Origin of the sequence: Oceanicaulis alexandrii DSM 11625 (assembly GCF_000420265.1) — a bacterium.
In the GTDB taxonomy this organism is placed as follows: Bacteria; Pseudomonadota; Alphaproteobacteria; order Caulobacterales; family Maricaulaceae; genus Oceanicaulis; species Oceanicaulis alexandrii.
In genome coordinates, this window is sequence record NZ_ATUP01000001.1 from 1,135,002 (window position 1) to 1,158,966 (window position 23,965).

Below are 23,965 nucleotides of genomic sequence, written 5' to 3' on the forward strand. Positions count from 1 at the left end.
GGATCAGTCCTCGACGCTTTCGTCCACTGACTCCGTCAGCGACGCGCGATAGGCTTTCAGGCGTTCCATCAGGGCGTCATCAGACAGGCCCACAATGGAGGCGGCCATGATGGCGGCGTTCTTGGCGCCCGCCTCGCCAATGGCCAGCGTGCCCACCGGCACGCCGCCGGGCATCTGAACGATCGACAGAAGCGAGTCGAGGCCCGACAGAGCACGCGATTGCACCGGGACGCCCAGCACCGGCAGATGGGTCATCGACGCCACCATGCCCGGCAGGTGCGCCGCGCCGCCCGCGCCGGCGATGATGACTTTCACGCCACGATCCGCTGCAGACTTGGAAAACTCCACCAGCCGGTCCGGCGTGCGATGCGCGGAGACCACTTTGGCCTCATACGCCACGCCCAGCTGATCCAGCAGATCGGCGCCGGCCTTCATGGTCGGCCAGTCCGAACGCGAACCCATGATGATGGAGATGGGAGCGGCCTGTGCGCCGCTCGAATTGCTTTCGCTCATAATAGCCTTGCCTGACAGGCGATTGGAAAGCACGTCAACTTAACTGTGGCGCGCTTTCGGTCAAGCAAAACCCCAGTCTGCACTGTATTCAGCGCGAGGGCTGTTTCACCCGCGCGATCAATTCCTCCGCGGTTTCCTTGCGCTCGGAGTATCGGTCGACCAGATAGTCGGCGTTTTCCCGGGTCATCCAGGTAAACTTCACCAGCTCCTCCATCACGTCAACAATGCGGTCATAAAGCCCTGAGGGCTTCATCCGCCCCGCCGCGTCAAACTCCAGGAACGCCTTGGGGATCGAGGACTGGTTGGGGATGGTGATCATGCGCATCCACCGCCCCAGAACCCGCATCTGGTTGAGCGTGTTGAAGCTTTGCGAGCCGCCAGAGACCTGCATCAAGGCCAGGGTCTTGCCCTGGGTCGGACGCACCGCCCCTAGCGCCAGCGGAATCCAGTCAATCTGGGCCTTCATCACCGCCGTCATCGCGCCATGGCGTTCGGGACTGCACCAGACCATGCCCTCAGACCAGGTCACCTGCTCTCGCAGCTCCGCCACTTTGGGATGATCCGCCTCCGTGTCATCGGGCAACGGCAAGCCATGGGCGTGAAACATCCGGGTCTCGGCGCCCATCAGCTCGAGCAGGAGTCCCGCCTCCTCCACCGCCAGGCGGCTGAAGGAGCGCTCCCGGAGCGAGCCGTACATCAGCAGGATGCGCGGTTTGTGCGTGACACGCCCGCGCGGCGCCAGACTCTCTGTCTGGACCGGCGCAATGCAATCGATCGCCAGATTCGGCAGGGGATCAGTCATGACATCGGACACGCAGGCTCTCCGCTTCAAATCGCCCCGACACTTCAGGAAATTCTGAAATAAATGATCCGGCGCAATACTTCAAGAAGCTCTGAAGTGATTGCCAGCCTGCCGGTCCATCACACTGTATCGCGACGCCGTGCGATGACCTTGGGTTGAGGCGGGCAAAGCCTCATCCCGATCCGGTTGAAACTCTGTCCGCAAAGTCAGGAATGAACGGTTTTTTTACCACACGCGCCGAGGCTTAGGCTGAGAGACCCGTGTGATGGAGCCCGCGACATGCGAATACGATCCGGCGGTCCGCTCGCTGGCGCCGGCCCTGTGGGTCGCCGCGAGGAGACCCGGCGCAGCGAGGCTGCGCCGCGCGGAGCGAGCGCGCCGACCGATAGCGCGTCCATCCTGGGCGTTCCCGAAGCCGAGCTGACGCCCAACGTCCAGCGCGCCCTGTTGTCCTTGATGGGCGAGGTCGACCAGTTGCGCCGCGAGACCGAGGCCCTGCGCGGACGCATGCGCGAGCTGGAAAGTCTGGCGGACCGGGACGCCTTGCTGCCCGTTCTGAATCGCCGCGCCTTTTTGCGGGAAGTGTCAAAGGCCTTGTCGCTGGCGGAGCGGCATAATGCGCCGTCCAGCCTGATCTATCTCGATCTCAACGGCTTCAAGCAGATCAACGACAAGCATGGACACGCCGCCGGCGACGCCGCTCTGGAGCAGATCGCCAATCTGATCACAGATCATGTGCGGGAAACCGACGCCGTCGGCCGTTTGGGCGGGGATGAGTTCGGCATCGTCCTGACCCTGACGCCCGAAAGCGCCGCCAAAGACAAGGCGCGCGATCTCTCAAAAGCGATTTCGGACAGCGCCATCACCCATAATGGACACACGCTGGATCTGGGCGCCGCCTGGGGCGTGCACCCGCTCTCATCGGGCATAGCGGTGGAAGACGCCATGGCTGCTGCGGATGCGGCCATGTACGCGCACAAACAAGCCGCCAAGGATCGCGCCGCCAGCTAGGGCGCGCGCCCGCAGAGCGCTTTAGGCGATGATGTCGGGGTTCAGGATGTCTTCCAGACGATAAATCTCGTCTTTCAGGTAGAGCTTCCGGCGCTTGAGGCGGACCAGTTTGAGCTGATCAGTGACGCCGCATTCCGCCAGAGCCGAGACCTCTTCGTCCAGTGTCCGGTGCTCAAGCTGTAATTCCTCAAGCTGGCGCTTGAGCGCGGTTTCGTCGAACTCGCCATCCATTGTCCAGATCGACCCTTTCAATCAGACACAGGCCGGGCATATCCGGCTGAGTAGATTATCGAAAAGACCTCGGGCGCAAAAAGCGTCTCGCTTGCGCTCACTTCAATTCGAGGAGGCCCATATTACACATTTTTGCTCGTCTCGAAAATGTTTTCCACAAATGCGGTCGCACTGTCGCCCGGAGCGCCGCAGCGGGCGGCGTACTCATGCAGGCGGCGAAGGACCAGGGCGCGCCGGTCGTCCTCGCGATTTTCGGGACAGGCCTGGGCCAAGGACTCAAGACCATGCTGTTCCAGCTTTTCCGCCTCCAGCTCGACCGTCAGAACCTTCTGGCGCAAGGCGGTCGCGGCGTCGGGATCAACGTCTGCGAACGGGTGTTTGAGATGGTCGCGCGCCATGCGCAGCGGCTTGACCACGCGCGCGCTCCACAGCGCGGACAGCTCCACCGCCTGCCCGAGCGCCGGGCCCGGATCACGCCCGTTCATCACCGTCCAGACAATCCACAACCCCACATTCACGTCCATGCCCGCCGCCTGCAGCGCCAGGCAGGCGGGTTTGACCCCGTCCTTGCCATAGAGTTTGACGGAGAAAGTCCAGAACGCGCTCATTCGGACGGCGCCCGCGTCCGCGCTTGCGGGCGGCGCCCCTGCTCCAGATCCTCGCCCCAGCGCTTTGTGCCGTCCCAGTCCAGCCCGAACAGGTCGAGCGCCCGCCCCACCGACTGATTGACGATGTCATCAACGCTTTTGGGATGCGCATAAAATGCGGGCAGCGGCGGCATGATGACCGCGCCCATCTCCGCCAGCTGGGTCATGGTGCGCAGATGGCCCAGATGAAACGGGGTTTCACGCACCATCAGCACCAGAAGGCGGCGCTCCTTGAGCACCACATCCGCCGCGCGGGTCAGCAAAGAGGACGTCACGCCCGTTGCGATCTCGCTCATGGTGCGCACCGAACACGGCGCGATCAGCATGCCGCGGGTCTTGAACGAGCCTGACGCGATCGGCGCGCCCACATCGGCCTGTTTGTAGAGCATGTCGGCGCGCTCACGCAGCACGCTGGGCTTTTCACCCATCTCGTAGGACAGGGTCATCTCGGCCGCCTTGGAGGCCACCACATGACTTTCCACACCTAAGGTTTTCAACGCCTCAAGCGCACGCATGGCGTAAACCACGCCAGACGCGCCGGAAATCCCGACCACAAGCCGATCTGGGGTCATATCCGTCACTGCTGATTAACTCCGATAAAATGTCGCAACCGATTTTGAATTGTCATCTGGCGCTATCAGATGGTTCAATGTGAGTCCTAGAGCAAGGGAGGCATATATGGCCACTGACGCGCGTATTCGTGAACTGGACGCCCGCCACGACAGACTGGATCATCAGATTGTCGAGCAGATGAAAAGTCCCTCCAGCGACACCCTCGCGGTCGCCGCCCTTAAAAAACAAAAGCTTAAACTTAAAGAAGAGATTGAAGCCCTCAGGCGACGACAATAACCAGGTATCCTGCTAGCCTGACCGAAAAGGGCGGACCTCGCGTCCGCCCTTTTCTTTTTTATCCGCTGACAGTCGAGTTCGGTCGTGCTTCATCTCATCCGCCTTCTGACGATTACTGTGATGTTGGGGCTGATCGCCCAACCCGCGCACGCACAGAGCGCGCGCCAGCAACTCTGCCCAGAGGGATATGCCGCGCTCTCCGACAATGAAGCGGAAGCCGCGATCACCGCCTTCCAGGCCTGCCTGGCCGAGAAATTCTATGACTGGCCGCAAGAAGCCGAGCTGCGAACCCGTCTGGGCGCAGCCTATCTGGCCTCCGGGCGCTCTGAAGAGGCACTGATCGCCTATAATCAGATTTTTGCGCTGGTGGAGGCCAATGACGGCGATGTGGACAATCCGCTGATCCGCCGCAATCGCGCCGCCGCCTATCTGCAGCTTGATCGTCCGGAAGACGCCCTGCCTGATCTCGAAATCGCCCTGGCGCGGATCCCTGAAGACGGCTTCACCGCCGTGCTGGCCGGCTCGGCCTATCTCGATCTGGACCGCGCCGCCGAAGCCGTCGCCGCCTTTGACGCCGCCGTGCGGGCTGAACCCGCCTACGCGTCCGCCTGGATCGGGCGCTCCGCTGCTTTCGTCGAGCTGGGCATGAGCACGCTGGCGATCGAGGATGCGCGTGAAGCGGTGAGCCTGCAGCCTGACGATCCGGGCGCGCTGAACGCGCTCTGCTGGGCGCTGGTGCGGGCCGAGCGGGCCGCCGACGGCCTGACGATTTGCCGCGCCGCGTCAGACGCCGCGCCGGAGGAAGGCTCGATCACCCATTCGCTCGCCGCCGCGCTGGAACAAGTAGGCGAGGTTGAAGAAGCGCACGCCCTGTACGCGCGCGCCCATGAGCAGGCCCCTGATGATCCTGAAATCACCCAAGATTATGAGCGCGTCTTCGGCGCCACGCCCTAAGGCCTTCCACACAAAGGCTGACTGAGTTGTTTACAGGGCTCTCGCGCATCTGTTTGATCGCCGCCGACTGATTGAAAATGGAGTTTACCCATGGCGGTCTCTGATCGTGTGGCCATCATCACGGGCGGCGCCAAAGGCATTGGCGCGGCCTGCGCCCGGCGCTTTGTCGAAGAAGGCCTGCGCGTCGTGGTCGCTGACATTGATGACGAGGCCGGGGAAGCCCTGGTTGAAACCCTCAACGCCGGCAAGGAGCGCGCGCTGTTTGTCAGCTGCGACGTATCTGACAAGCTTGCAGTGGCCAACCTGATGGCCGAGACCCGGTCTGCATTCGATCGGGTGGACATTCTGGTCAACAACGCTGCAACCCTCGCCAAGGGCGATGTTATGGATCTGTCGGCGGATGATTTTGACGCCGTGATGAACGTCAATATGCGCGGCGCCTTTCTGGTCGCCAAGGCCGCCTCCAAGCAGATGGTCGAGCAGATCGAGGAAGAGCAAACACGCGCCGAGGATTGTCGCAAGCGCTACGCCATCATCAATATGAGTTCGGTCAACGCCGTGGTCTCCCTGCCTGACCAGCTCGCCTATTCGATGAGCAAGGGCGCGCTCAACCAGATGACCAAATCCATGGCCCTGGCCCTGGCGCCCTGGGGCGTGCGGGTGAACGCCATCGGGCCAGGCTCGATCAATACCGACATTCTCAAGGCCGTGGCCGATGATCGCGAAGCGATGAAGCGCATTCTGTCGCGGACGCCGCTCAACCGTCTGGGCGATCCCGACGAGATCGCCGGCGTCGCCTGGTTCCTCGCCAGCAAGGACGCCAGCTATGTCACCGGCGAATGCATCTACGCCGACGGCGGTCGACTGGCGCTCAACTACACCATGCGGCCTGAAGATTACGAAGACTGAGCACGCGCCAATCGCACAGCAAAAAGCCCGGCTCTCAGAGCCGGGCTTTTTTCATGCACAAGCTGTTGAAGGCTTAATCGCTATCGCCCTTGGGCTTGCCGAACAACTCATCCAGCGTGGTCGGCGAGTTGGAGGATTCGCCGTCCTGATCGTCAGCCGGCTTGAGGGTGTCTTCCTCGATGATCACCTGACCATCTTCTTCCATCTGCTTGCGACGGGCGGATGCCTTGGAGACCTGCGCATCCAGATCGATCTGGGTGCACAGCCCCAGCGTCACCGGGTCGGTCGGCTTGATGTTCGGCGAATTCCAGTGCGTGCGCTCACGCACCGCCTCGATCGTGGTCTTGGTGGTGCCGACCAGCTTGGAGATCTGCGGATCCGTGAGTTCAGGGTGATTGCGAACCAGCCAGGCGATGGCGTCCGGACGATTCTGGCGCCGCGACAACGGCGTGTAGCGCGGGCCTTTCTTGCGTTCCTGGAACTCGGCGTATTTCGGCTTGGAGGCGCTCATGCGGTAGGAGGGGTCGCCTTCCGCCTTGGTCAGCTCTTCACGGTCCAGCTGGCCGGAGGCGACCGGGTCTGCCCCACGCACGCCAGCAGCCACGTCGCCATCTGCGATGCCCTTGATCTCCAGATGGTGCAGGCCGGTGAAGTCAGCGATCTGTTCAAAGCTCAGCGCGGTGTTGTCCACCAGCCAAACCGCCGTCGCCTTTGGCATGAGAATCTCGGCCATGTCAGTCCTCGTACACGAAACAAAAGAAAACCCGGCGCGGACCGCCGGGTTGTCGCCGTCGACCGCCCCTCATCACGCCAGTCACGATTGAAGAGGGAAAGTGTGTCCCTCCTTATAGCGCGCTTGTGGCGCGCTGGAAACACCCCTGACACGCCGCCGTCAGGCGCTAGGGAACAAGCAGGATCTTGCCGGCGTGACCGCCTGCATCCATGCGCGCATGAGCTTTGGAGACCTCATCAAGCGCAAATGTGGAATCCACCCGTGGGCGCACCTTCCCCGCCTCGACCCAAGGCCAGACATGGGTCTGAACCGCCTGGGCGATTGCAGCTTTCTCCGCATCCGGTCGCGCGCGCAGGGTCGAGCCGGTCAGGGTCTGGCGTTTCAGCATCAGGCCCATCAGGTCCACCTCGACCCGGCTGCCCTTGAGGAAGGCGATCATCACGATGCGCCCCAGACGGTTCAGGCAGTTGAGATTCTTCTGCACATAATCGCCGCCGACCATGTCCAGGATCACGTCCGCGCTGATCGCCGCGGACCAGTCCTCGGCGTGGTAATCAAAGGCGCGATCTGCGCCCAGATCCCGGCAAAGCTGCGCCCGGTCGGGGCCGCCCGCCGTCGCGATGACATATGCGCCATGCGCTTTGGCCATCTGGATGGCCGTCGTGCCGATACCGCTGGCGCCGCCATGCACCAGAAACCGCTCACCGGGTTTCAGCGCCCCGGCGTCAAACACATTGGTCCAGACAGTGAAAACGGTTTCGGGCAGGCCGGCCGCGTCCACAAGCGACACGCCGTCCGGCGCAGGTAGAACGCTGCCAGCCTTGGCGCGCGCCACATCCGCATAACCGCCGCCGGACACCAGCGCCACGACCGGGTCGCCGATCGCGAACTCCGTCACGCCCTCGCCCAACGCCCGCACTGTGCCGGACACTTCAAGTCCCAACCCCTCAGGCGCGCCCTCAGGCGCAGGATAAAAGCCCATCCGCTCAAACACGTCCGGCCGGTTCACCCCGGCGGCGGCCACGTCGATCAGCACCTCGCCCGGCGCCGGCGGCGCCAGCTGGACGGTTTTCACAACCAGCTTTTCAGGTCCGCCAGGTTCGGGAGCGACGACGATGCGCGATGAAATCTCAACCATGAACGGGACTCCGATGGGTTAATGCACTAGTATCTGTCGCCTTGTTCCTTGAGAGGAGAGCGATGCAGATGTTTCAAGATGAACCGCTGACCTCCGGCGCCGAGGCGATCACTCCGGGCGAAGACCTGAGCGAGCTGGGGGTCGAACAACTGACGGACAGGCTTGAGGCCTTACGCCAAGAAATGGCCCGGACTGAAACGGCGATCAAGGACAAGAAGGCCGGGTTGTCGGCTGCAGAAGCCTTTTTCACCACGCCTGGCTCCCAGTAACGGGCGCTTGGCCTCAGCCTTGCTTAAGAGTTCCTATACAATCTTGAACTGATGCGTAACGAGACAGCACGGATATCCACATGACCCCGGTCACGCCTCACATCGCCAGCACCGCCGCCCGAGTTTCCGATTTCGCGGAGTCTGAAATGTTCCGCCGCCTGTTTCGCGACGGCATGGATCTGGTTGAGGAAACCGCCAGCTATCTGGACGGGCCGGGCCGCGATGACGCCAAGCGTCTGGGCCGGTCGGGCGCGCTCGCCTACGCCTCGGAATCCATGGGCCTGACCACGCAACTGATGCAATGCGCTTCCTGGCTGTTGACCCAGCGCGCCGTGGCGGAAGGCGACATGCACGCCGATGAAGCCGCTGAAGAGCGGTATCGCCTGTCGCCGAACAAGTTCAGCCCGCCGAGCTGGCCGGCCGGGGATGACCCCTGCCCGCCGCGTCTGGGCGATCTGGCCCTGCGCGCGCGCGAGCTGCACGAACGCCTGATGCGGCTTGACGATTCCCTGTTTGAAGCCGAAGTGAAGCCGGCGGACAATCCGGTCGCGAGCCAGCTGTCGCAACTGAGCGCCGCGTTCTCGGAAGCCTGAGCCCCAAACAGTTTCCAGACAGAAAAACGGCCGCTCCGAGGAGCGGCCGTTTTCTTGTTCAACACACCCCCAAAGGCGTATCGAGCAGGCGAGAAAAACGCCCGCAGCCGAGGGGAGACTGCGGGCGTTCCTCGAAAGACTTCAACGGAGCCAAGCTCTGCCCGATCGAGGGGGGATAGGGCCTTAGACGCCGAAGCCTTTGAACTTGTCTTTGAACTTGGACACGCGACCCGCACGGTCCAGCAGGGTCTGGTTGCCACCAGTCCAGGCCGGGTGCGTGGACGGATCAATGTCCAGTTGCAGCACTGCGCCTTCTTTACCATAGGTAGAACGAGTCTTAAAGCGCGATCCGTTCGGCAGCACCACTTCGATGAAGTGATAGTCGGGGTGAGTGTCCTGTTTCATCGTGCCGCTCCGGCCCTCTTTACGCTTGAAGGCGGCCGTTAGAGCCGCCCACAAGTGGAAATCTGCATGAATTGAGGCGCGGTGTATACACCCCGAAATCGACTGTTTCAAGCGCCCTGAGTCAGATAGCGCAAATACAAGGACTTACCGAAAACTTAATCGCCGCTCAGCTGCATTTATGGTTCACAAACCCCTAACGCGAGGTCAGCTTCAGCTCGATGCGGCGGTTGCGGGCATAGGCCTCCTGGGTGCGGCCTTCCGCAATGGGGTAATGCTGCCCGAAACCGGCGGCCAGCAGACGGCGGGGCGGCACGCCCCGGCTCTCAAAATAGGAAATCACCGACAGAGAGCGCGCCGTGGACAGCTCCCAGTTGGACTCGAACGGCGCATTAGGACCGAGCGGCACTCGGTCGGTATGCCCGTCCACACGCAGCACCCAATCAAGGTCATCGGGGATTTCATCCGTCAGCTGGATGATCGCATCCGCGATCGGCGCAAGCGAGCTGCGCCCCTCTTCGCTCAACTCGGCCGAGCCGGAGGCGAACAGAACATCGGTCTCGAACACGAACCGGTCGCCCACCACGCGAACGCCGGACCGGTCGCCCAACACCTCGATCAACCGACCGAAGAATTCCGAGCGATAGCGCGCCAGCCGCGCCACTTCGCTGGCGAGCGCCGCATTGAGACGTCGTCCCAGATTGACCACTTCGGCTTCCAGCTCCGCCTCACGCGCCTCAGAGGCGTTCAGGGTCTCGTTGAGCCGGGCCAGCTCTTCGCGCAGCGCCGCCATCTGATTGTTCAAGAGCGCGACTGTCGCCTGCGCCTCCTCATTGAGAGCTTCTTCTTCCGCCAGGCTCGCGCGCGCCGCTGCGAGACCGTCCTGCAAGCCCGCAATTTGAGAGCTGAGGCCGGCATTGGTTTCCTGCAAGGCGCCGTTTTCCTGATTGAGGACGCTGACGCGCAGGCTCAATTGCTCGTTCTCGCTCTGCGCGAGGTTGAGCTCTTCGGCGAGCGTGGCGAGACGACTGTTGAGATCGGCCAGCTGCTCATCGCGGCCGGTCAGCGCCTGGGACAGGGCGAACTGCCCGGCGGTGAACACCGCCAGCAGAAAGACGATGACCAGCAGCAAGGTCGCGAGCGCATCGACGAATCCCGGCCAGTAATCGCCGGAATCGCTCTGGCTGGACTGAAGGTGCCGAGGCAGGGACATGGTTTACTCGTTCCGGTCCTGGCCGCGTTCCCGGTTCAGGCGCGCCTGCGCCTCCAGCGCCCGCACCAGAACCTTGATCTCATCGCGCAGAAGACGCGCGCTCTCGCGCTGGCTTTCCGCCGCATCGTCGGCAAAGCGGGTCATGATGGTTTCAAGCTGACGGGTATGGCGCTCCAGCGTGTGGGTCAGCCGGTCCAGCGCATCCGCGCTCTGCTCCAGCAAGGCCCCCACATACGCGCCGGAACCGCCCGCCTCGTCCGCGCTGGCGCCCTGCGGGCCGGCGTTCGACAGGCGCGAGATCGTGGAGAGCCATTCCTCGACCTCGTTATAAAACCGGTTCTGCGCCCGGCTCGCCTGCAATTCGAGAAAGCCGATGATCAGCGAGCCCGCCAGACCGAACAGCGAGGACGCGAAGGCCGTCCCCATGCCGGCTATGGGCTCTTCAATGGCGCTCATCAGCGCCATGGCGTCGGTTTCCCCGGCGCCGGAGGAGGTCGCAGAGACGGCGCGCACCGCGTCGCCCACATCCGACACCACCAGAAGCAGGCCGTAGAAGGTGCCCAGCAGGCCCAGAAAGATCAGAAGGCGGCCGAAATAGCGCGTGAAGGCACCGCTTTCCGCCATCCGCGCCGCAACGGAATCCAGCACCACGCGCGCTGACGCCGCCGACAGGCGCGACCGGCCGTCCGCCGCATCGGTGATCAGCGCCGCCATGGGCGCGATCAGGGCGGGCGGGCTGGGCAGTTGATCAGGGTGGTCGGCTTCGTTCAGGCGCACCAGCCAGCGCGCGCTCGGCCCAATCGCCAGCGCTTGCTGGAAGGTATAAAGAATGCCAATGAACAGAACGCCCAGGATCAGGCCGTTGATGGCCGGATTGGCCTCGAACGCCAGGATCAGAGGTTGGTGCAGCGCGGCCGCCAGCGCCAGCACTATAGCGAGAAACACCACCATCCAGAGAATGTAGTTTCCCGGTCCGGTGAAACGGGCCTTGCGGCGCGGTTCTTTCGGATCAGCCATGCGATGCGGCTCCCTCATCTGACGCGTCAGCTTCCCTGCAGGCTTGGCCTACGCCGCTATCAAACGCAAGGGTCTTGGCGGGAATGAGGCAGGGATGGGGCCGGGTGAAGACCCGCGGCGCCCTCGCTTGCAAAACGCGCACTCGCCAGTTTCAACTTGCCGCAACCCTTAACCGGGATTAACCATAGCAGCGCAGATGTTGCAGCGCAGCACCGGATCCGCCATGTCGCTCAGACTGAAACGCTGGACTTACCGGATCAACCGGCACGACATCGTGCTGGAGTGCGGCTATACGCTGTGGGGATGGGCGCAGGCGCGCCTGTCCGTAGACGGCGACAGGCTGGTCCAGACCTCCGGCTGCCGCTTCTGGCCGCTGACGCTGGATTCTCAGATAAAAGCCGCTCAACCGCCCATGCCGCTGAAAGCCATTGTCACGCCGGGCTTTCTAAGCGTGCATTCCGAGCTTTGGGCCTATGGCGTTCCGGCGTCTGCGCCGGTCCGGGCCGTGAGAGGCCGGCTGGACGCGCCGCGCGGCGCCTGGCCGGAAAGCCGTCGCGCCGCGCAGAGCGTTCAAAAACCGCAGAGCTAGCTGGCGACCTTTGCGAGCATTTCGCGCAATTCCTTGATCACCATCTCGTTGCCGGCCGCGATATGGCCGGTTTCGAGCACGTCCGTGCCGGGGTCGATCGCGCCGGCATAGCCGCCCGCTTCACGCACCAGCACGAGACCTGCAGCGATGTCCCAGGATTTCAGATTGCGTTCCCAGAAACCGTCAAACCGGCCCGCCGCCGTCCAGGCGAGGTCGAGCGACGCGGCGCCATAACGGCGCACGCCCGCGGTCATCGGCATGATCTGGTGCAATTCCTTCAGGAACTGGGCATGCCCCTTCTTGCCGAAGAACGGCATGCCGGTGGCGATCACGCAATCATGCAGATCACGGCGTTCGGCCACCCGCAGGCGACGGTCGTTCATGAACGCGCCCCGGCCCTTCTCGGCGTGAAACAGCTCATCGGTCGCGGGGTTATAGACAACGCCCGCCATCAGCTCGCCTTCCCGCTCCAACGCCACGGAAATAGCGAAATGGGGCTGGGCGTGCATGAAGTTCAGCGTGCCGTCCAGCGGATCAATGATCCAGCGGTGGGATTTGTCGGTGCCTTCGACAACGCCGCGCTCTTCCATGACGAAGCCATAGCCGGGCCGCGCCTTGGACAGGATGTCAAAGAGGATCTCTTCAGATTTCATGTCGGCCTGGGTGACGAAATCCGCCGGGCCTTTCTTGGACACCTGAAGGTGTTCGACTTCGCCAAAGTCACGCGCCAGACGGCGGCCCGCCTTGCGGACCGCGTCGGTCATGACTTGCATCAATGCAGAAATTTGAGCCAAGACTTACTCCGCCCGACGGACATAGGAGCCGTCTTCCGTGGCCACGACAATACGCTCGCCCACACCCACGAAAGGCGGCACGGCGGTGCGGACATTCCCGGTGAGAATGGCGGGCTTGAACGAGTTCGCCGCCGTCTGGCCCTTGACCACCGGCTCGGTCTCGATCACCTCGAGCTCCACATGCTTGGGCAGCTCGATGCCGATGGGCTTCTCTTCGTAGATTTCCAGAACGACCATCATGCCGTCGGTCAGATACGCCGCGCGATCTTCGCCGACAAAATCGATGGGCAGGCTGGTCTGCTCGTAGTTTTCAGTGTCCATGAACACCAGCATTTCACCCTCAGGGTAGAGGAACTGGTGGTCCTTTTGCTCAAGGCGCACCTTCTCAACCTTGTCCGCAGAGCGGAAGCGTTCATTGAGCTTGCGACCGTCGAGCAGGTTTTTCAGTTCGACCTGGGCGAACGCGCCGCCCTTGCCCGGTTTCACGTGATCCGCTTTCACCGCCACCCACAGGGTGTCCTGGTGCTTGATCACGTTGCCAGGCTTGATTTCATTGCCGTTGATTTTCATCGGAAGGTCCGTTTCTGGAACAGGCGCGCCGCACAAACCTTCAGCGCCGCCCATGAATTCAGCCGCGCTCGTTTAACAGGGCCGCCCTGTACGGGCAAGCTGCACGTCTGACGCGAGACCCGCAGGAGCGGGCGTGACGCAGTTAAAACGGGCTTGATTGCACCGCCGCCTCGACCCGAACACGCTCCTGAACGGGTTCTGGCAAGGCGTTTTCCAGAGACGCCTCCAGCCGGTCGCGGTCAAAGTCTTCCGGCGTGCGACCGCCCCGCGGCGCGGCGGCGCGCAGCACCCAGTAATAGGCGCGTTCGAGATTTTGCGGCGCGCCATTGCCGCTCGCCAGCGCATAGGCGAGCAGGAACTGGCTGTCGGGATCATTGGCGTCCGCGCCCTGGCGCGCCCAATCCACGGCGCCCGAGGGATTAGGCGGCTGATCCGCCACGCCCTGAAACAGTAAAAGCGCGTGCTGGCCCATGGCGGCGGGCAGGCCGTATTCGGCCGCCATGCGGATCATCCGCGCGCCGCCCGCCTCATCACTCTCGCCGCCCTCGCCCTGCATCATCATCAGGCCCGCAATCAGCGCCGCACTGGGATCGCCCGCCTCGCCCGCGCGCTCGTACCAGGTGCGCGCCGAGCTCAGATCATGCGGGCCGTGATCCCAGTCCGCCAGCGCATAGGCGTAATCACCATACGCTTCGGCCCGTCCGCTCTGGGCGGCCAGCTGCAACCAGTTCAACGCCTCTTCGGCCGCGCCGGGATCACCGCGCTCCATCAGATACAGGCCGTATTCATGGGCCCCCCGCGCATCACCGGCTTCCGCAGCCTGAGCGAGGTATTCACGCGCTTCCCAGACTTGAAGCCCGCCGCGTTCTTCTTCCGCCAGTCGCGACAGGATGATCAGCGCATCCGGCTCGCCCAGATCCGCCGCCCGGCGGAACCAGCGCACCGCGTCTTCATCGCTCGCCTCAGCGGACAGGCCATGCAGCAGGATATGCCCCGCCAGGGTCGCGCCGCGCGCTTCACCGCCCGCCGCCGCCCGCTGGGCGTGGATCAAGGCGCCTTGATAATCGCCGACCAGATAGGCCGCAGACGCGCTCGCCATGGCGGAATTGGTCAGCGACCGGCCTTCCACCGCATCACCGCTGGCGTCGCGCGAGAAGTCTTCCGCGAGCCCTTCAGGCAAAGGCGGCAAGGCCGTTTCCGCCGCTGGCGCCCCCTGCACATCATCAGCAGTCGGCACGGTCGGCGCGTCCTGAAAAGCCCAGGCGGAGCCGCCCAGGCACAGGATCAATCCAAGAGTTGAGACAAGCCCGCGCATGCGGCCTCCGGTCCATCGGGATGCGACCAGACCCCGCCGCATACTGCTATATAATCAGCCCCGGCGGCGATCAGTTCGGAGGCGTTCTCCGCGGTTATTCCCCCGATCGCAACGCAGGGCAGTTCGAACAACTCGGTCCACCAGACCAGTATGTCCAGATCAGCGCGCGTCTTGGGCGATTTCGTGGCGGTGTCGAAAAAAGCGCCAAAAGCGACGTAATCGGCGCCCTGCTCACCCGCCGTCATCGCCAGATGGCGGCTGTCATGGCAGGTGACGCCCACAATGGCTTTGGGTCCCATAACGGCGCGGGCGTCACGGATCGAACCGTCCTCCTGGCCGATATGCACGCCGTCGCAGCCCAGCTTCGCCGCCAGCGCCGCATCATCGTTCAGGATCACGGACACCCCGCGCTGATGCGCGATCTCGATCAGTTTCGGCGCCAGCGCCTCGATCTCCGCGTCCGAATGCTCTTTGAGGCGCAGCTGCAAGGCGGAGACGCGTCCGGCGTCCAGCGTGCGCGCCAGCACGTCTGCAAAGTCATCGTCGATTTTGGGCGGGGTCAGAAGGTAAAGCTCGGCCATGCCCTTCTCCTAACCCGGCGCAGGCTGAAAAGGAACAATCTGTATCCGTCGCGCTCAGGGCGGCTCCTGATACGCAACGCCCGCAATCGTGCAACCCAGATCCCAGACCCGCCCCCGCCCCTTGGCCCGCACCACGCCATAGCGCTCGCCGCGCGCCTCGATCGTGCCGCCCGCCCCGTCGCTGATCGCCACATGGCCCGCGCCGTAATGATGGGGGCGACGCACCAGCACGGCGCCCGGCGTCTCAAACGCCGCTTCGACACTCAGAGCGTGGGCGGGGTTTTCGGCATGGACGATCCAGGCGCCCGAATACGGATGCCCGGCTGGTGTGAGCCCCGCTTTGATCCCATAGGCCTGATACACGCACCAGCTGACAAAGTCGGCGCAATCCCACGGCCCGGCATAGTCGGGATCTTCAAGCGCCACCACAGCGCCCAAGCGATAGGCTTCGCCAATATGTGCGCTGGCGATATGGACAAGATCGTCTCCGGTCATCTGACACCCCTTTGATAAAACGGGTCTCAGTATCGCGGCGCCGCGACAGGGGGCGGATTAGCGTTTTGGCGGCGTGTGGACGAAACCGGCGCGCACTGTAATTGGCCAGCGCACCCGGATCTCGCCCTCGCCCCAGGCATCACGCGCCTGATCGAGATAACCGTCCACCAAAGCATCCTCGCCCGCAGCCCGCGCGCCGCGCAGCGCCGACCAGCTTTCGAGATAGGCCGCCATCTCATCAAACGTCCAGTCATGAACGATGGCGCCGCCCTTCACGGCGATCTCGTCAAAGGGGAAGTCAAACCGTGCATAAGCGGTTTCGACATCTTCGCGCTCGGGCCGCCACCACGGATCAAGCGCATGATAAAGCTGGCCTATGGGCTTCATGGCGGGCGTATCCGCCTCGGCGTTGTTATAGGTGATCAGCGCCAGCACCGCGCCCGGCGCCGCGATCCGGCGCACCTCGGCGTAAAACCGCGGCCGGTCAAACCAGTGCGCCGCCTGCGCCGCCGTGATCAGATTGGCGCTGCCGCTCGCGACCGGCAGGGCTTCGGCAGGGGATTTGGCGTAGCTGACCTTGGGATGGGCGCGCGCATGGGCGAGCTGGCTGTCGCTGGGATCAAAGGCCCGCACCTCATCAAAATACTCCGCCAGCAGCACGGATAACTGTCCCGTCCCGCAGCCCACATCCACCGCAAGCTTGTGCTTGCTCACAAGACCTTCCAGCGTGAAAGCGAGCTTGGGCGGATAGATCGGGCGGCCTTGGGCGTAGCGCTCGCCGCCCTGTTCAAACGGGTTTGCTGTCATGGGGCGAGCGTGAAACGAAAACGCCCCGGCCGCAAGGACCGGGGCGCAAGACATCACGTCTGGCGAAGCGCTTAGCCTTCGCTTTCCAGACCTTCATTCCATTCGCCCAGCGCGGCGAGGCCGTTCATGCGGGCGCGGTGGTTGAAGGCTTTCTGACCGGCGTCCACATCAGAGCCGTTCCACGCTTTCAGCGGGGCGGCCTGCAGCGCGCGACCATAGGAGAAGGTCAGCGGCCAGGGCATGTCGAAGCCTTCATTGAGCAGGTTGAGGTGCGCGGTGGCGTCCAGATCGGACTGACCGCCCGACAGGAAGGCGATGCCCGGAACCGCCGCCGGAACCGTATTCAACAGGCATTGGGCCGTCATCTCGGCCACTTCCTCGCGGCTGGCCTGATCCGCGCACTTCTTGCCGGCGATGACCATGTTGGGTTTCAGGATCGTCCCTTCCAGGATCACGCCCTGATCAAACAGCTCGGCGTAGAGGCGCTTGAGCGTGAACTCGGTCACCTCATAACAGCGCTCGATGGAATGATCGCCATCCATCAGAACCTCAGGCTCGACGATGGGGACAATATTGGCTTCCTGGCACAGGGCGGCGTAGCGGGCCAGCGCGTGCACGTTCACATCCACGGCGTATTGAGAAGGGATGTCCTCGCCATTGATGTCGATGACAGCGCGCCATTTGGCGAAGCGCGCGCCCAGATCATGATACTCGGCCAGACGCTCGCGCAGACCATCAAGGCCTTCGGTGATGGTCTCGCCTTCGGCGCCGGCCAGCGCCTTGGCCCCGGCGTCGACCTTGATGCCCGGAATCGCGCCCGCATCTTCGATCAGCTTCACCAGCGGCGTGCCGTCGGCGGCTTTCTGGCGCAGGGTTTCGTCAAACAGGATGACGCCCGAGACATGGTCGGTCATGGCGGGGGTCGTGCGGAACAGCATCTCGCGCCAGTCACGGCGATTGTCTTCAGTGTTTTCAAGACCGATGCCGTCAAAGCGCTTGCCGATGGTGCGCGTGGATTCGTCGGCGGCCAGAAGGCCCTTGCCCGGCGCTGTCATGCGGATCGCGATTTCGTTGAGCTGATCGATGTCCATGACCGTCGTCCCCCTTAGAAGAAAGTGTGGCGAAGCTCGCCGGATTGAGTGTGTTTCGCCCCGAGCGAGCGAAGGGTCAAGCCTTAGTCCCGAAGCGCTTCCACGCCCGGCAGAGCCTTGCCCTCAAGCCATTCCAGAAACGCTCCCCCTGCCGTCGAGACAAAGGTGAAGTCATCTGAGACTCCCGCCTGGTTGAGCGCGGCGACCGTATCGCCTCCGCCCGCCACGGCCGTCAGCCCATGATCCTTGCAGCGCGAGGCGGCGTAGCGGGCCGCTTCCACGGTGGCGGTGTCGAAGGGCGGCGTTTCAAACGCGCCCAGCGGCCCGTTCCACACCAGAGTGCGCGAAGCGGCGATGGCGTCAGCGAGCTGATCGACCGTTTCAGGTCCGCAATCGAGGATCATCTCGGTCGCGGCTACATCCTCCACCGAAGCCACACGGCGGTCGGCATGGGGTTTGAACTCCTTGGCCACCACCACGTCGGTGGGCAGCAGCAAGGCGCACTGCGCCTGGCCGGCGGCTTCGTCGATGGCCTTGGCGGTGTCGATCAGATCGACCTCATACAGGCTTGCGCCCACATCATGACCGCGCGCGGCCAGGAAGGTGTTCGCCATGGCGCCGCCCACAAACAGGCGGTCCACCTTTTTGACGAGGTTTTTGAGAAGCGCGATCTTGGTTGAGACCTTGGCCCCGCCCACCACCGCAAGCACCGGGCGGTTGGGATTGTCGAGCGCCGCGGTCACATGATCGATTTCACGCTGAAGCGCCAGACCGGCATAGGCCGGCAACAGCCGGGCCACGCCTTCGGTGGACGCATGCGCCCTGTGCGCGGCGGAGAAGGCGTCGTTCACATACACGTCCGCCAGTTCCGCCAGCTGGGCGGAGAATTCCGGGTCGTTGCTCTCTTCGCCCTCATGAAAGCGCGTGTTCTCCAGCAAGAGCACGTCGCCCGCCTTCATGAAGGAGATCGCGCCTTTCGGATCTTCGCCCACACAATCAGAGACGAACTTCACCGGATGGCCGATCAGATCGGACAGCGGCGTGGCCACGGGCGCCAGGCTCATCTGAGGGTCGCGCTTTCCCTTGGGGCGGCCGAAATGCGCCATCAGGATCACTTTCGCGCCCGCCTCGCGCAGGAAGGCGATGGTCGGCAGCGCCGCGCGCAGGCGGGTGTCGTCGCTGACGCTCCCGCCTTGCATGGGCACGTTGAAGTCCACACGGACCAGAACACGTTTACCGGCGATGTCGGCGTCTTCGATGCGGCGGATCATTGGAGCGTCCCTTCAGGGTCCGTCAGCTTAGAGAAAGCGGCCCATGGCCTTGGCGGTGTCGAGCATACGGCACGCAAAGCCCCACTCATTGTCATACCAGGTCATGACGCGGACCAGGCGTTCGTCGATCACATTGATCTTGTCGAGCGCCACCACCGACGAGCGGCTGTCATGGTTATAGTCGATGGAGACGAGCGGCGCCGTGTCATAGCCCAGAACGCCCTTCATCGGACCGTCCGCCGCCGCCTTGATCGCCGTCGACAGCTCTTCGACCGAGGTCGGCTTGCCCGGCGTGAACACCAGGTCGATCAGCGACACGTTCGGGGTCGGCACGCGGACAGCCGAGCCGTCGAGCTTGCCCGCCAGCTCGGGAAGCACCAGGCCGACCGCCTTGGCGGCGCCGGTGGAGGTGGGGATCATGGACATCGCCGCGGCGCGCGCACGGTGCAGATCCTTGTGGTTCCGGTCGAGCGTCGGCTGGTCGCCGGTATAGGCGTGGATGGTGGTCATATGGCCGCGCTCGATGCCGACAGCGTCATTAAGCACCTTGGCCACCGGCGCCAGGCCGTTGGTGGTGCACGAGGCGTTGGAGACCACGATGTCGTCAGCCGTCAGCTGATCATGGTTCACGCCATAAACAATCGTCTTGTCGGCGTTCTTGGCCGGAGCCGAGCACAGAACGCGTTTGGCGCCCGCCTCGATATGAGCCATCGCCTTGGCCTTGTCATTGAAGGCGCCGGTGCATTCCAGCACGAGATCAATGCCCATCTCGGCCCAGGGAAGCTTGGACGGATCACGCTCATTGACCTTGGTGATCTTGCCGAAGCCCAGATCCATCCAGTCTTCGCCGGTGGTCAGATCGCCGCGATAGCGGCCATGCACGCTGTCAAACGCGAACAGATGGGCGATGGCTTCAGCGGTGCCGGAATTATTGATCGCCACAACCTCGAACTCGTCCGTCCGCTCGTGCTCCATGAGGGCACGCAGAGCCAGACGGCCGATCCGGCCAAACCCGTTGATCGCCACACGCAGCGCCATGATCCGCTCCTTTAACCAGTTTGAGCCGCGCGCAGCCAAGCGCTTGCGGCCTTGAGACATATCGCGCGCGGTTTAGACGGTTCCCGACTGTCCGTCCATACGCGAGGCGCCGGGACCGCGTCCCGCCCTTGCATCCGAGCCCATGAACTGCAAGAAACCTCGTCAAAATTCTGACAGGGTCAGGACAGTCTTTTTTTGGGGATTGAGATGAAAGTACTCGTGCTCGGCGGTGATGGTTTCTGCGGCTGGCCGTCTGCGCTGCATCTGTCTGCGCGTGGCCATGACGTTGTAATCGTGGACAATCTGTCTCGCCGGAAGATCGATATCGAGCTGGAAGTCGACTCTCTGACGCCGATCCGCCCCATGGGCGAACGTCTGGCGGCCTGGAAGGACGTGTCCGGCAAGGAGATTCGCTTCAAGGATCTCACCATCGGCAAGGACTATCAGGAACTGGTCGACCTGATCCTTGAAGAAAAACCTGACAGCATCATTCACTTCGCCGAACAGCGCGCTGCGCCGTATTCGATGAAGTCCGCGCGCCACAAGCGCTACACCGTCGACAACAACCTGAACGCCACCAATGACGTGCTGGCCGCAATCGTGGACACCGGGCTGGACATCCACCTTGTTCACCTGGGCACCATGGGCGTTTACGGCTACGGCACGGCGGGCATGAAAATCCCCGAAGGCTATCTGAAGGTCAAAGTGGAGACCCGCGAAGGCCTGAAGGATCAGGAGATCCTGTATCCGGCCAATCCGGGCTCGATCTACCACATGACCAAGACCCAGGATCAGCTGTTCTTCCACTTCTATAACAAGAACGACAAGGTGAAGATCACCGACCTTCACCAGGGCATTGTCTGGGGCACCCAGACTGAAGAAACCAAAAAAGACGAGCGCCTGATCAACCGTTTCGATTATGACGGCGATTACGGCACCGTTCTGAACCGCTTCCTGATGCAGGCCGCCATCGATTTCCCGATGACCGTGCACGGCACTGGCGGTCAGACCCGCGCCTTCATCCACATTCAGGACACGGTGCGCTGCATCCAGCTGGCGGTCGAGAACCCGCCCGAACATGGCGAGCGCACGCGCATCATGAACCAGATGACCGAGACCCACCGGGTTCGCGAACTGGCGGAAATGATCGCCAACATGACGAAGACCGAGGTCGCCTATCTGCCTAATCCGCGCAATGAAGCTGACGAGAACGAGCTTCACGTGGAGAACGACACCTTCCTGTCCATGGGTTTGAAGCCGATCACCCTGGCCGAAGGCCTGATGGAGGAAGTCACCGAGATCGCGAAGAAATATTCCGATCGCTGTGACCGTTCCAAAGTCAAATCCGTCTCTTACTGGAACAAGGATCGTGAAGCCGCCCAGTCTGAGAAAGGCTGAGCGCTCTGATCCGAGCCAGACGACCCAAGGCCGGAGCATTGTCTCCGGCCTTTTTTCTCCCCTTCGCGCACCCCGCCCCTTGAAGCGGACGCTCTGACCGCTCACCCTGCCAAGGGCGATCACAGGTGGCCCATGTCGGCGTTGAAATCAGAATACAGGCTGGCGCTGGAAGCTGGCGCACAGGCGCTCGACGCGGCGCTGGACGGGCTCGACGCCGCGGGCGCGGTGCGCCGGGTGCTGGCCGGCATTTATCCCGGCGAATCCTGTGTGGTGTCGTCTTTCGGGGCGGAAAGCGCGGTGATCCTGCACCTGGTCGCCCAGGCCAAACCCGATACGCCGGTTCTGTTCATGGATACCGGCCAGCTGTTTGACGAGACGCTCGCCTATCGCAACGCTCTCTCAGAGCGGCTAGGCCTGAGCGATGTTCGGACCCTGTCGCCCAACCAGGACCACCTCAAGGCCGATGATCCCGACGGCACGCTGCACAAGACCAATCCTGATCTGTGCTGTCATATCCGCAAGACCTTGCCGCTGATCAGCGCGCTGCGGCCCTATAAAGTCTGGATTTCAGGGCGCAAACGCCATCATGGCGGAGACCGCGCCGCCCTGCCGCGGGTCGAGATTCAGGACGGCAAGCTCAAGCTCAACCCGCTCTTTGACTGGTCACGCGATCAGATCAACGCGTATTTCGAAGCCCATGACCTGCCGCCTCACCCCATGGTGGCGGACGGCTATCCCTCAATCGGCTGCCTGCCCTGCACCACGCAAGTCTCAGACCCTGCGGAAGATCCACGCGCAGGACGCTGGGCGGGTCAGGACAAGACCGAATGCGGCATCCATATCAGCGAAGACGGTGTGATCACCCGCACCGGCGGCTAGGCGCGTCTAAGCGGAGAGGCGCTGTTCGAGCTTTCTCAGGAAGGCCATGCAGGCCTCAAGTTCGCTGATCGCGACGAATTCATCGGCCTGGTGGGCCTGCTCGATCGAGCCTGGCCCGCAAATCACGGTGGAGAAACCCGCTTCCTGAAACTGGCCGCCTTCAGTGCCGTAGGCGACGACACGCGGGCTGTTATCGCCTGTCAGGGCGCGAGCGAGGGTTTCCGCCTCTCCCATCTCTTCCGGCCGCAGAGGCGGCACGTCGGAGAGAATCTCGATGGTGATCTTCGCGTCCGGCGCGGTCTTGCGCATCTCCGCTTCCAGCGCGCGCGCCCGTTCCGCCAGACGCCGGCCCAGCCCCGGCCCGTCATCCCAGGGCGCCGGGCGCATCAGGGATTCAAACCAGGCGTGACGCGCCAGAATATTGATCGCCGTGCCGCCGCCCATCTGACCGATGGTCATCGTGCCATAGGGCGGGTTGAACGGGCTGTCCGCCGGGGCCTTGGCCTTGAGGGCATCGGCTTCCTCGACGATCCAGTTCATCAGGCGCACGGCGTTGGTCGCGGCGCAGGCGCCATCCTCCACAAGACTGGAATGCGCCTCCTTGCCGAATACCTCGACCCGCACCGAGAACAGGCCCTTATGGCCCGTCACCACCGCCATCTCGGTGGGCTCGCCCACGATCACGCAAGACGGTCGGGGCGTATGGCCCGCCATCTGGGCGATCATGTCCGGCGCCCCCAGGCATCCGACTTCTTCGTCATAGGAAAACGCGAAATGCACGGGCCGCTTGAGACCGGCCTTGGCGAAGCTCGGCGCCTGAGCCAGAGCGCAGGCGATAAACCCCTTCATGTCGCACGATCCGCGCGCATAGAGCTTGCCGTCGCGTTCGGTCAGCGTGAACGGATCAGAACTCCAGTCCTGACCATCCACCGGCACCACATCGGTATGGCCGGACAGCACGACGCCGCCATCCACATCCGGCCCCAGGACCGCATGCAGATTGGCTTTCTTGCCGTCCGGACTGGCGATGCGATGGCACACCGCGCCCAGACCGGCCAGATACGCTTCCACCCGGTCAATCAGAGCCAGGTTGGAATTGCGAGACGTGGTGTCAAAGGACACCAGCTCGGCCAGCCAGTCGGTCGCGGTGCGCATCGGCTTTACTGCTCGTCGATCGGACGGTTGGGCAGGCTGATCAGCTCCATGCGGAAGATCAGCGTGGCGTTCGGGCCGATCGGACCGCCAGGCGTGCCGGTGGGACCATAGGCGAGATTTGAAGGAATGAAGAGGGTCCACTCCTCGCCCACATGCATCAGCGGCAGCGCTTCCACCCAGCCTGCGATCAGACGGTTGGAGGGGAAGGTGGCGGACTGGCCGCGTGCATAGGAGCTGTCAAACACCGTGCCGTCGATCAGCGTGCCTTCGTAATCGACTTCCACCATTTCGCCGCGCGGATCGGGCGAAACGCCGTCCCGGGCGCGATTGATGCGGAACTGCAAGCCCGACGGCAGGGTGAACACGCACGGATTGACGGCGTTCTGCTCCAGGAAGGCGGCGCCCACCTCAGCATTGTAATCAGCCAGCGCCTGATCCTCGCCCTGTTCGGGCACGTTGAATTCAGGATCGTCACCTTCGACGCGGCACTGACGCGCTTCGGCGACGATGGTCTCTTCTTCAGACATCGCGGCCGAGCCAGCCATGGCTTCAAGGATGTCGTTGACCTGGGCTTCGCTCTCGCTCAGCGCCTCTTCACCACCCGCATCAGCGGCGGGTTCTTCGGCGGACGGCGCGCCACAGGCGGCGAGGCCCAGGCTGACAAGCGCAGCGGTGGTCAAAAGCGCAATACGGTTCATGGT

The 23,965-nt window shown here is 63.3% G+C and carries 30 protein-coding genes; 9 read left to right on the top strand and 21 right to left on the bottom strand.

The window, feature by feature from the left end:
- Positions 1-3: 3 nt before the first annotated feature.
- Entirely contained in the window at positions 4-513 is a 510-nt protein-coding gene (purE, locus tag G405_RS0105550) for a 5-(carboxyamino)imidazole ribonucleotide mutase (protein ID WP_022700517.1), read from the bottom strand.
- Between the two features lie 88 nt (positions 514-601).
- Positions 602-1,315 (bottom strand): arsenical resistance protein ArsH, encoded by a 714-nt coding sequence (arsH, locus tag G405_RS0105555; RefSeq protein ID WP_022700518.1) that lies wholly within the window; start codon positions 1,313-1,315, stop codon positions 602-604.
- A gap of 279 nt (positions 1,316-1,594) precedes the next feature.
- Between arsH and G405_RS0105560 the strand changes: the two genes are divergently transcribed.
- Positions 1,595-2,326, top strand: coding sequence for a GGDEF domain-containing protein (locus G405_RS0105560; RefSeq protein WP_022700519.1), 732 nt, complete (start codon positions 1,595-1,597; stop codon positions 2,324-2,326).
- A 21-nt stretch (positions 2,327-2,347) separates the two neighbouring features.
- Here G405_RS0105560 and G405_RS0105565 read toward each other — a convergent pair whose 3' ends face one another.
- The 3 genes from G405_RS0105565 to G405_RS0105575 form a co-directional block, all read right to left on the bottom strand.
- The gene (locus G405_RS0105565) at positions 2,348-2,557 is read right to left on the bottom strand and encodes a YdcH family protein (RefSeq protein ID WP_022700520.1); all 210 of its coding nucleotides are present in this window, start codon (positions 2,555-2,557) and stop codon (positions 2,348-2,350) included.
- A 122-nt stretch (positions 2,558-2,679) separates the two neighbouring features.
- Entirely contained in the window at positions 2,680-3,165 is a 486-nt protein-coding gene (locus tag G405_RS15115) for a TIGR02444 family protein (RefSeq protein WP_022700521.1), read from the bottom strand.
- Positions 3,162-3,776 (bottom strand): UbiX family flavin prenyltransferase, encoded by a 615-nt coding sequence (locus tag G405_RS0105575; RefSeq protein ID WP_022700522.1) that lies wholly within the window; start codon positions 3,774-3,776, stop codon positions 3,162-3,164. The genes G405_RS15115 and G405_RS0105575 overlap by 4 nt, the downstream gene beginning before the upstream one ends.
- Positions 3,777-3,882: 106 nt before the next feature.
- On the opposite strand from G405_RS0105575, the gene G405_RS15120 reads away from it, so the two are divergent.
- The 3 genes from G405_RS15120 to G405_RS0105590 all read left to right on the top strand — a co-directional run bounded on the left by G405_RS15120 (position 3,883) and on the right by G405_RS0105590 (position 5,916).
- Positions 3,883-4,053: a DUF465 domain-containing protein gene (locus tag G405_RS15120; RefSeq protein ID WP_022700523.1), complete on the top strand. Its 171-nt coding sequence runs from the start codon at positions 3,883-3,885 to the stop codon at positions 4,051-4,053.
- Between the two features lie 84 nt (positions 4,054-4,137).
- Entirely contained in the window at positions 4,138-5,007 is an 870-nt protein-coding gene (locus tag G405_RS0105585) for a tetratricopeptide repeat protein (protein WP_233345990.1), read from the top strand.
- 90 nt (positions 5,008-5,097) lie between these two features.
- Positions 5,098-5,916 carry an SDR family NAD(P)-dependent oxidoreductase gene (locus tag G405_RS0105590; RefSeq protein WP_022700525.1) on the top strand — a complete coding sequence of 273 codons (819 nt, stop codon included), beginning with the start codon at positions 5,098-5,100 and terminating at the stop codon, positions 5,914-5,916.
- A gap of 73 nt (positions 5,917-5,989) precedes the next feature.
- Here G405_RS0105590 and G405_RS0105595 read toward each other — a convergent pair whose 3' ends face one another.
- On the bottom strand, positions 5,990-6,649 hold the full coding sequence (locus tag G405_RS0105595; RefSeq protein WP_022700526.1) for a DUF1013 domain-containing protein: 660 nt from the start codon (positions 6,647-6,649) through the stop codon (positions 5,990-5,992).
- 166 nt (positions 6,650-6,815) lie between these two features.
- Positions 6,816-7,787 (bottom strand): NAD(P)H-quinone oxidoreductase, encoded by a 972-nt coding sequence (locus tag G405_RS0105600; RefSeq protein ID WP_022700527.1) that lies wholly within the window; start codon positions 7,785-7,787, stop codon positions 6,816-6,818.
- Between the two features lie 68 nt (positions 7,788-7,855).
- Here G405_RS0105600 and G405_RS0105605 point away from each other — a divergent pair, with 68 nt between their 5' ends.
- Positions 7,856-8,056, top strand: coding sequence for a DUF1192 domain-containing protein (locus tag G405_RS0105605; RefSeq protein ID WP_156861380.1), 201 nt, complete (start codon positions 7,856-7,858; stop codon positions 8,054-8,056).
- Positions 8,057-8,136: 80 nt separating this feature from the next.
- Entirely contained in the window at positions 8,137-8,649 is a 513-nt protein-coding gene (gene rcdA, locus G405_RS0105610) for a protease adaptor protein RcdA (RefSeq protein WP_022700529.1), read from the top strand.
- Positions 8,650-8,832: 183 nt separating this feature from the next.
- On the opposite strand, the gene rpmE is transcribed toward rcdA, so the two are convergent.
- From rpmE to G405_RS0105625, 3 genes are all read right to left on the bottom strand, one after another.
- The gene (gene rpmE, locus G405_RS0105615) at positions 8,833-9,054 is read right to left on the bottom strand and encodes a 50S ribosomal protein L31 (RefSeq protein WP_009802014.1); all 222 of its coding nucleotides are present in this window, start codon (positions 9,052-9,054) and stop codon (positions 8,833-8,835) included.
- Between the two features lie 193 nt (positions 9,055-9,247).
- The gene (locus tag G405_RS0105620) at positions 9,248-10,264 is read right to left on the bottom strand and encodes a peptidoglycan -binding protein (RefSeq protein ID WP_022700530.1); all 1,017 of its coding nucleotides are present in this window, start codon (positions 10,262-10,264) and stop codon (positions 9,248-9,250) included.
- Positions 10,265-10,267: 3 nt separating this feature from the next.
- Positions 10,268-11,281, bottom strand: a complete 1,014-nt coding sequence (locus G405_RS0105625; protein WP_022700531.1) for a hypothetical protein — start codon at positions 11,279-11,281, stop codon at positions 10,268-10,270.
- A gap of 196 nt (positions 11,282-11,477) precedes the next feature.
- Here G405_RS0105625 and G405_RS0105630 point away from each other — a divergent pair, with 196 nt between their 5' ends.
- The gene (locus tag G405_RS0105630) at positions 11,478-11,870 is read left to right on the top strand and encodes a hypothetical protein (RefSeq protein ID WP_022700532.1); all 393 of its coding nucleotides are present in this window, start codon (positions 11,478-11,480) and stop codon (positions 11,868-11,870) included.
- Here the strand turns inward: G405_RS0105630 and G405_RS0105635 are convergent.
- The 9 genes from G405_RS0105635 to gap all read right to left on the bottom strand — a co-directional run bounded on the left by G405_RS0105635 (position 11,867) and on the right by gap (position 19,832).
- Complete coding sequence (locus tag G405_RS0105635; protein ID WP_022700533.1) at positions 11,867-12,643, bottom strand: inositol monophosphatase family protein; 777 nt, start codon at positions 12,641-12,643, stop codon at positions 11,867-11,869. The genes G405_RS0105630 and G405_RS0105635 overlap by 4 nt on opposite strands.
- Before the next feature lie 24 nt (positions 12,644-12,667).
- Positions 12,668-13,234 (bottom strand): elongation factor P, encoded by a 567-nt coding sequence (gene efp, locus G405_RS0105640; protein WP_028284565.1) that lies wholly within the window; start codon positions 13,232-13,234, stop codon positions 12,668-12,670.
- 142 nt (positions 13,235-13,376) lie between these two features.
- Positions 13,377-14,549, bottom strand: coding sequence for a tetratricopeptide repeat protein (locus tag G405_RS0105645; RefSeq protein ID WP_160092676.1), 1,173 nt, complete (start codon positions 14,547-14,549; stop codon positions 13,377-13,379).
- Positions 14,519-15,130 carry a thiamine phosphate synthase gene (gene thiE, locus G405_RS0105650; RefSeq protein WP_022700536.1) on the bottom strand — a complete coding sequence of 204 codons (612 nt, stop codon included), beginning with the start codon at positions 15,128-15,130 and terminating at the stop codon, positions 14,519-14,521. Before thiE ends, G405_RS0105645 begins: the two co-directional genes overlap by 31 nt.
- A 54-nt stretch (positions 15,131-15,184) precedes the next feature.
- A complete protein-coding gene (locus G405_RS0105655; protein WP_022700537.1) occupies positions 15,185-15,625 on the bottom strand; it encodes a CHAP domain-containing protein in 441 nt (146 codons plus the stop codon).
- 57 nt (positions 15,626-15,682) lie between these two features.
- Entirely contained in the window at positions 15,683-16,432 is a 750-nt protein-coding gene (locus G405_RS0105660) for a class I SAM-dependent methyltransferase (protein ID WP_022700538.1), read from the bottom strand.
- A gap of 71 nt (positions 16,433-16,503) precedes the next feature.
- The gene (locus G405_RS0105665; RefSeq protein WP_022700539.1) at positions 16,504-17,523 is read right to left on the bottom strand and encodes a class I fructose-bisphosphate aldolase; all 1,020 of its coding nucleotides are present in this window, start codon (positions 17,521-17,523) and stop codon (positions 16,504-16,506) included.
- Positions 17,524-17,606: 83 nt separating this feature from the next.
- On the bottom strand, positions 17,607-18,794 hold the full coding sequence (locus G405_RS0105670) for a phosphoglycerate kinase (RefSeq protein ID WP_022700540.1): 1,188 nt from the start codon (positions 18,792-18,794) through the stop codon (positions 17,607-17,609).
- Between the two features lie 27 nt (positions 18,795-18,821).
- A complete protein-coding gene (gap, locus tag G405_RS0105675) occupies positions 18,822-19,832 on the bottom strand; it encodes a type I glyceraldehyde-3-phosphate dehydrogenase (protein WP_028284566.1) in 1,011 nt (336 codons plus the stop codon).
- A 207-nt stretch (positions 19,833-20,039) separates the two neighbouring features.
- Here gap and G405_RS0105680 point away from each other — a divergent pair, with 207 nt between their 5' ends.
- Positions 20,040-21,230 carry an NAD-dependent epimerase/dehydratase family protein gene (locus tag G405_RS0105680; protein ID WP_022700542.1) on the top strand — a complete coding sequence of 397 codons (1,191 nt, stop codon included), beginning with the start codon at positions 20,040-20,042 and terminating at the stop codon, positions 21,228-21,230.
- A 132-nt stretch (positions 21,231-21,362) separates the two neighbouring features.
- On the top strand, positions 21,363-22,109 hold the full coding sequence (locus tag G405_RS0105685) for a phosphoadenylyl-sulfate reductase (protein ID WP_022700543.1): 747 nt from the start codon (positions 21,363-21,365) through the stop codon (positions 22,107-22,109).
- Between the two features lie 6 nt (positions 22,110-22,115).
- Here G405_RS0105685 and argE read toward each other — a convergent pair whose 3' ends face one another.
- Positions 22,116-23,264 carry an acetylornithine deacetylase gene (argE, locus tag G405_RS0105690; protein WP_022700544.1) on the bottom strand — a complete coding sequence of 383 codons (1,149 nt, stop codon included), beginning with the start codon at positions 23,262-23,264 and terminating at the stop codon, positions 22,116-22,118.
- A 5-nt stretch (positions 23,265-23,269) separates the two neighbouring features.
- Positions 23,270-23,962: an FKBP-type peptidyl-prolyl cis-trans isomerase gene (locus G405_RS0105695; protein ID WP_022700545.1), complete on the bottom strand. Its 693-nt coding sequence runs from the start codon at positions 23,960-23,962 to the stop codon at positions 23,270-23,272.
- Positions 23,963-23,965: the final 3 nt, after the last annotated feature.

Excerpts from the sequence above, each read along its gene's own strand:
- G405_RS0105575 (WP_022700522.1), bottom strand. The coding sequence starts at position 3,776 with ATGACCCCAGATCGGCTTGTGGTCGGGATTTCCGGCGCGTCTGGCGTG.
- G405_RS0105645 (WP_160092676.1), bottom strand. The coding sequence starts at position 14,549 with ATGCGCGGGCTTGTCTCAACTCTTGGATTGATCCTGTGCCTGGGCGGC.
- G405_RS0105590 (WP_022700525.1), top strand. The coding sequence starts at position 5,098 with ATGGCGGTCTCTGATCGTGTGGCCATCATCACGGGCGGCGCCAAAGGC.
- G405_RS0105605 (WP_156861380.1), top strand. The coding sequence starts at position 7,856 with ATGTTTCAAGATGAACCGCTGACCTCCGGCGCCGAGGCGATCACTCCG.
- G405_RS0105595 (WP_022700526.1), bottom strand. The coding sequence starts at position 6,649 with ATGGCCGAGATTCTCATGCCAAAGGCGACGGCGGTTTGGCTGGTGGAC.
- G405_RS0105670 (WP_022700540.1), bottom strand. The coding sequence starts at position 18,794 with ATGATCCGCCGCATCGAAGACGCCGACATCGCCGGTAAACGTGTTCTG.
- rcdA (WP_022700529.1), top strand. The coding sequence starts at position 8,137 with ATGACCCCGGTCACGCCTCACATCGCCAGCACCGCCGCCCGAGTTTCC.
- gap (WP_028284566.1), bottom strand. The coding sequence starts at position 19,832 with ATGGCGCTGCGTGTGGCGATCAACGGGTTTGGCCGGATCGGCCGTCTG.
- G405_RS0105630 (WP_022700532.1), top strand. The coding sequence starts at position 11,478 with ATGTTGCAGCGCAGCACCGGATCCGCCATGTCGCTCAGACTGAAACGC.
- G405_RS0105560 (WP_022700519.1), top strand. The coding sequence starts at position 1,595 with ATGCGAATACGATCCGGCGGTCCGCTCGCTGGCGCCGGCCCTGTGGGT.
- G405_RS0105655 (WP_022700537.1), bottom strand. The coding sequence starts at position 15,625 with ATGACCGGAGACGATCTTGTCCATATCGCCAGCGCACATATTGGCGAA.
- G405_RS0105625 (WP_022700531.1), bottom strand. The coding sequence starts at position 11,281 with ATGGCTGATCCGAAAGAACCGCGCCGCAAGGCCCGTTTCACCGGACCG.
- G405_RS0105695 (WP_022700545.1), bottom strand. The coding sequence starts at position 23,962 with ATGAACCGTATTGCGCTTTTGACCACCGCTGCGCTTGTCAGCCTGGGC.
- G405_RS15115 (WP_022700521.1), bottom strand. The coding sequence starts at position 3,165 with ATGAGCGCGTTCTGGACTTTCTCCGTCAAACTCTATGGCAAGGACGGG.
- G405_RS15120 (WP_022700523.1), top strand. The coding sequence starts at position 3,883 with ATGGCCACTGACGCGCGTATTCGTGAACTGGACGCCCGCCACGACAGA.
- G405_RS0105620 (WP_022700530.1), bottom strand. The coding sequence starts at position 10,264 with ATGTCCCTGCCTCGGCACCTTCAGTCCAGCCAGAGCGATTCCGGCGAT.
- G405_RS0105565 (WP_022700520.1), bottom strand. The coding sequence starts at position 2,557 with ATGGATGGCGAGTTCGACGAAACCGCGCTCAAGCGCCAGCTTGAGGAA.
- G405_RS0105635 (WP_022700533.1), bottom strand. The coding sequence starts at position 12,643 with ATGCAAGTCATGACCGACGCGGTCCGCAAGGCGGGCCGCCGTCTGGCG.
- purE (WP_022700517.1), bottom strand. The coding sequence starts at position 513 with ATGAGCGAAAGCAATTCGAGCGGCGCACAGGCCGCTCCCATCTCCATC.
- G405_RS0105680 (WP_022700542.1), top strand. The coding sequence starts at position 20,040 with ATGAAAGTACTCGTGCTCGGCGGTGATGGTTTCTGCGGCTGGCCGTCT.
- efp (WP_028284565.1), bottom strand. The coding sequence starts at position 13,234 with ATGAAAATCAACGGCAATGAAATCAAGCCTGGCAACGTGATCAAGCAC.
- thiE (WP_022700536.1), bottom strand. The coding sequence starts at position 15,130 with ATGGCCGAGCTTTACCTTCTGACCCCGCCCAAAATCGACGATGACTTT.
- arsH (WP_022700518.1), bottom strand. The coding sequence starts at position 1,315 with ATGACTGATCCCCTGCCGAATCTGGCGATCGATTGCATTGCGCCGGTC.
- G405_RS0105600 (WP_022700527.1), bottom strand. The coding sequence starts at position 7,787 with ATGGTTGAGATTTCATCGCGCATCGTCGTCGCTCCCGAACCTGGCGGA.
- rpmE (WP_009802014.1), bottom strand. The coding sequence starts at position 9,054 with ATGAAACAGGACACTCACCCCGACTATCACTTCATCGAAGTGGTGCTG.
- G405_RS0105660 (WP_022700538.1), bottom strand. The coding sequence starts at position 16,432 with ATGACAGCAAACCCGTTTGAACAGGGCGGCGAGCGCTACGCCCAAGGC.
- G405_RS0105665 (WP_022700539.1), bottom strand. The coding sequence starts at position 17,523 with ATGGACATCGATCAGCTCAACGAAATCGCGATCCGCATGACAGCGCCG.
- argE (WP_022700544.1), bottom strand. The coding sequence starts at position 23,264 with ATGCGCACCGCGACCGACTGGCTGGCCGAGCTGGTGTCCTTTGACACC.
- G405_RS0105685 (WP_022700543.1), top strand. The coding sequence starts at position 21,363 with ATGTCGGCGTTGAAATCAGAATACAGGCTGGCGCTGGAAGCTGGCGCA.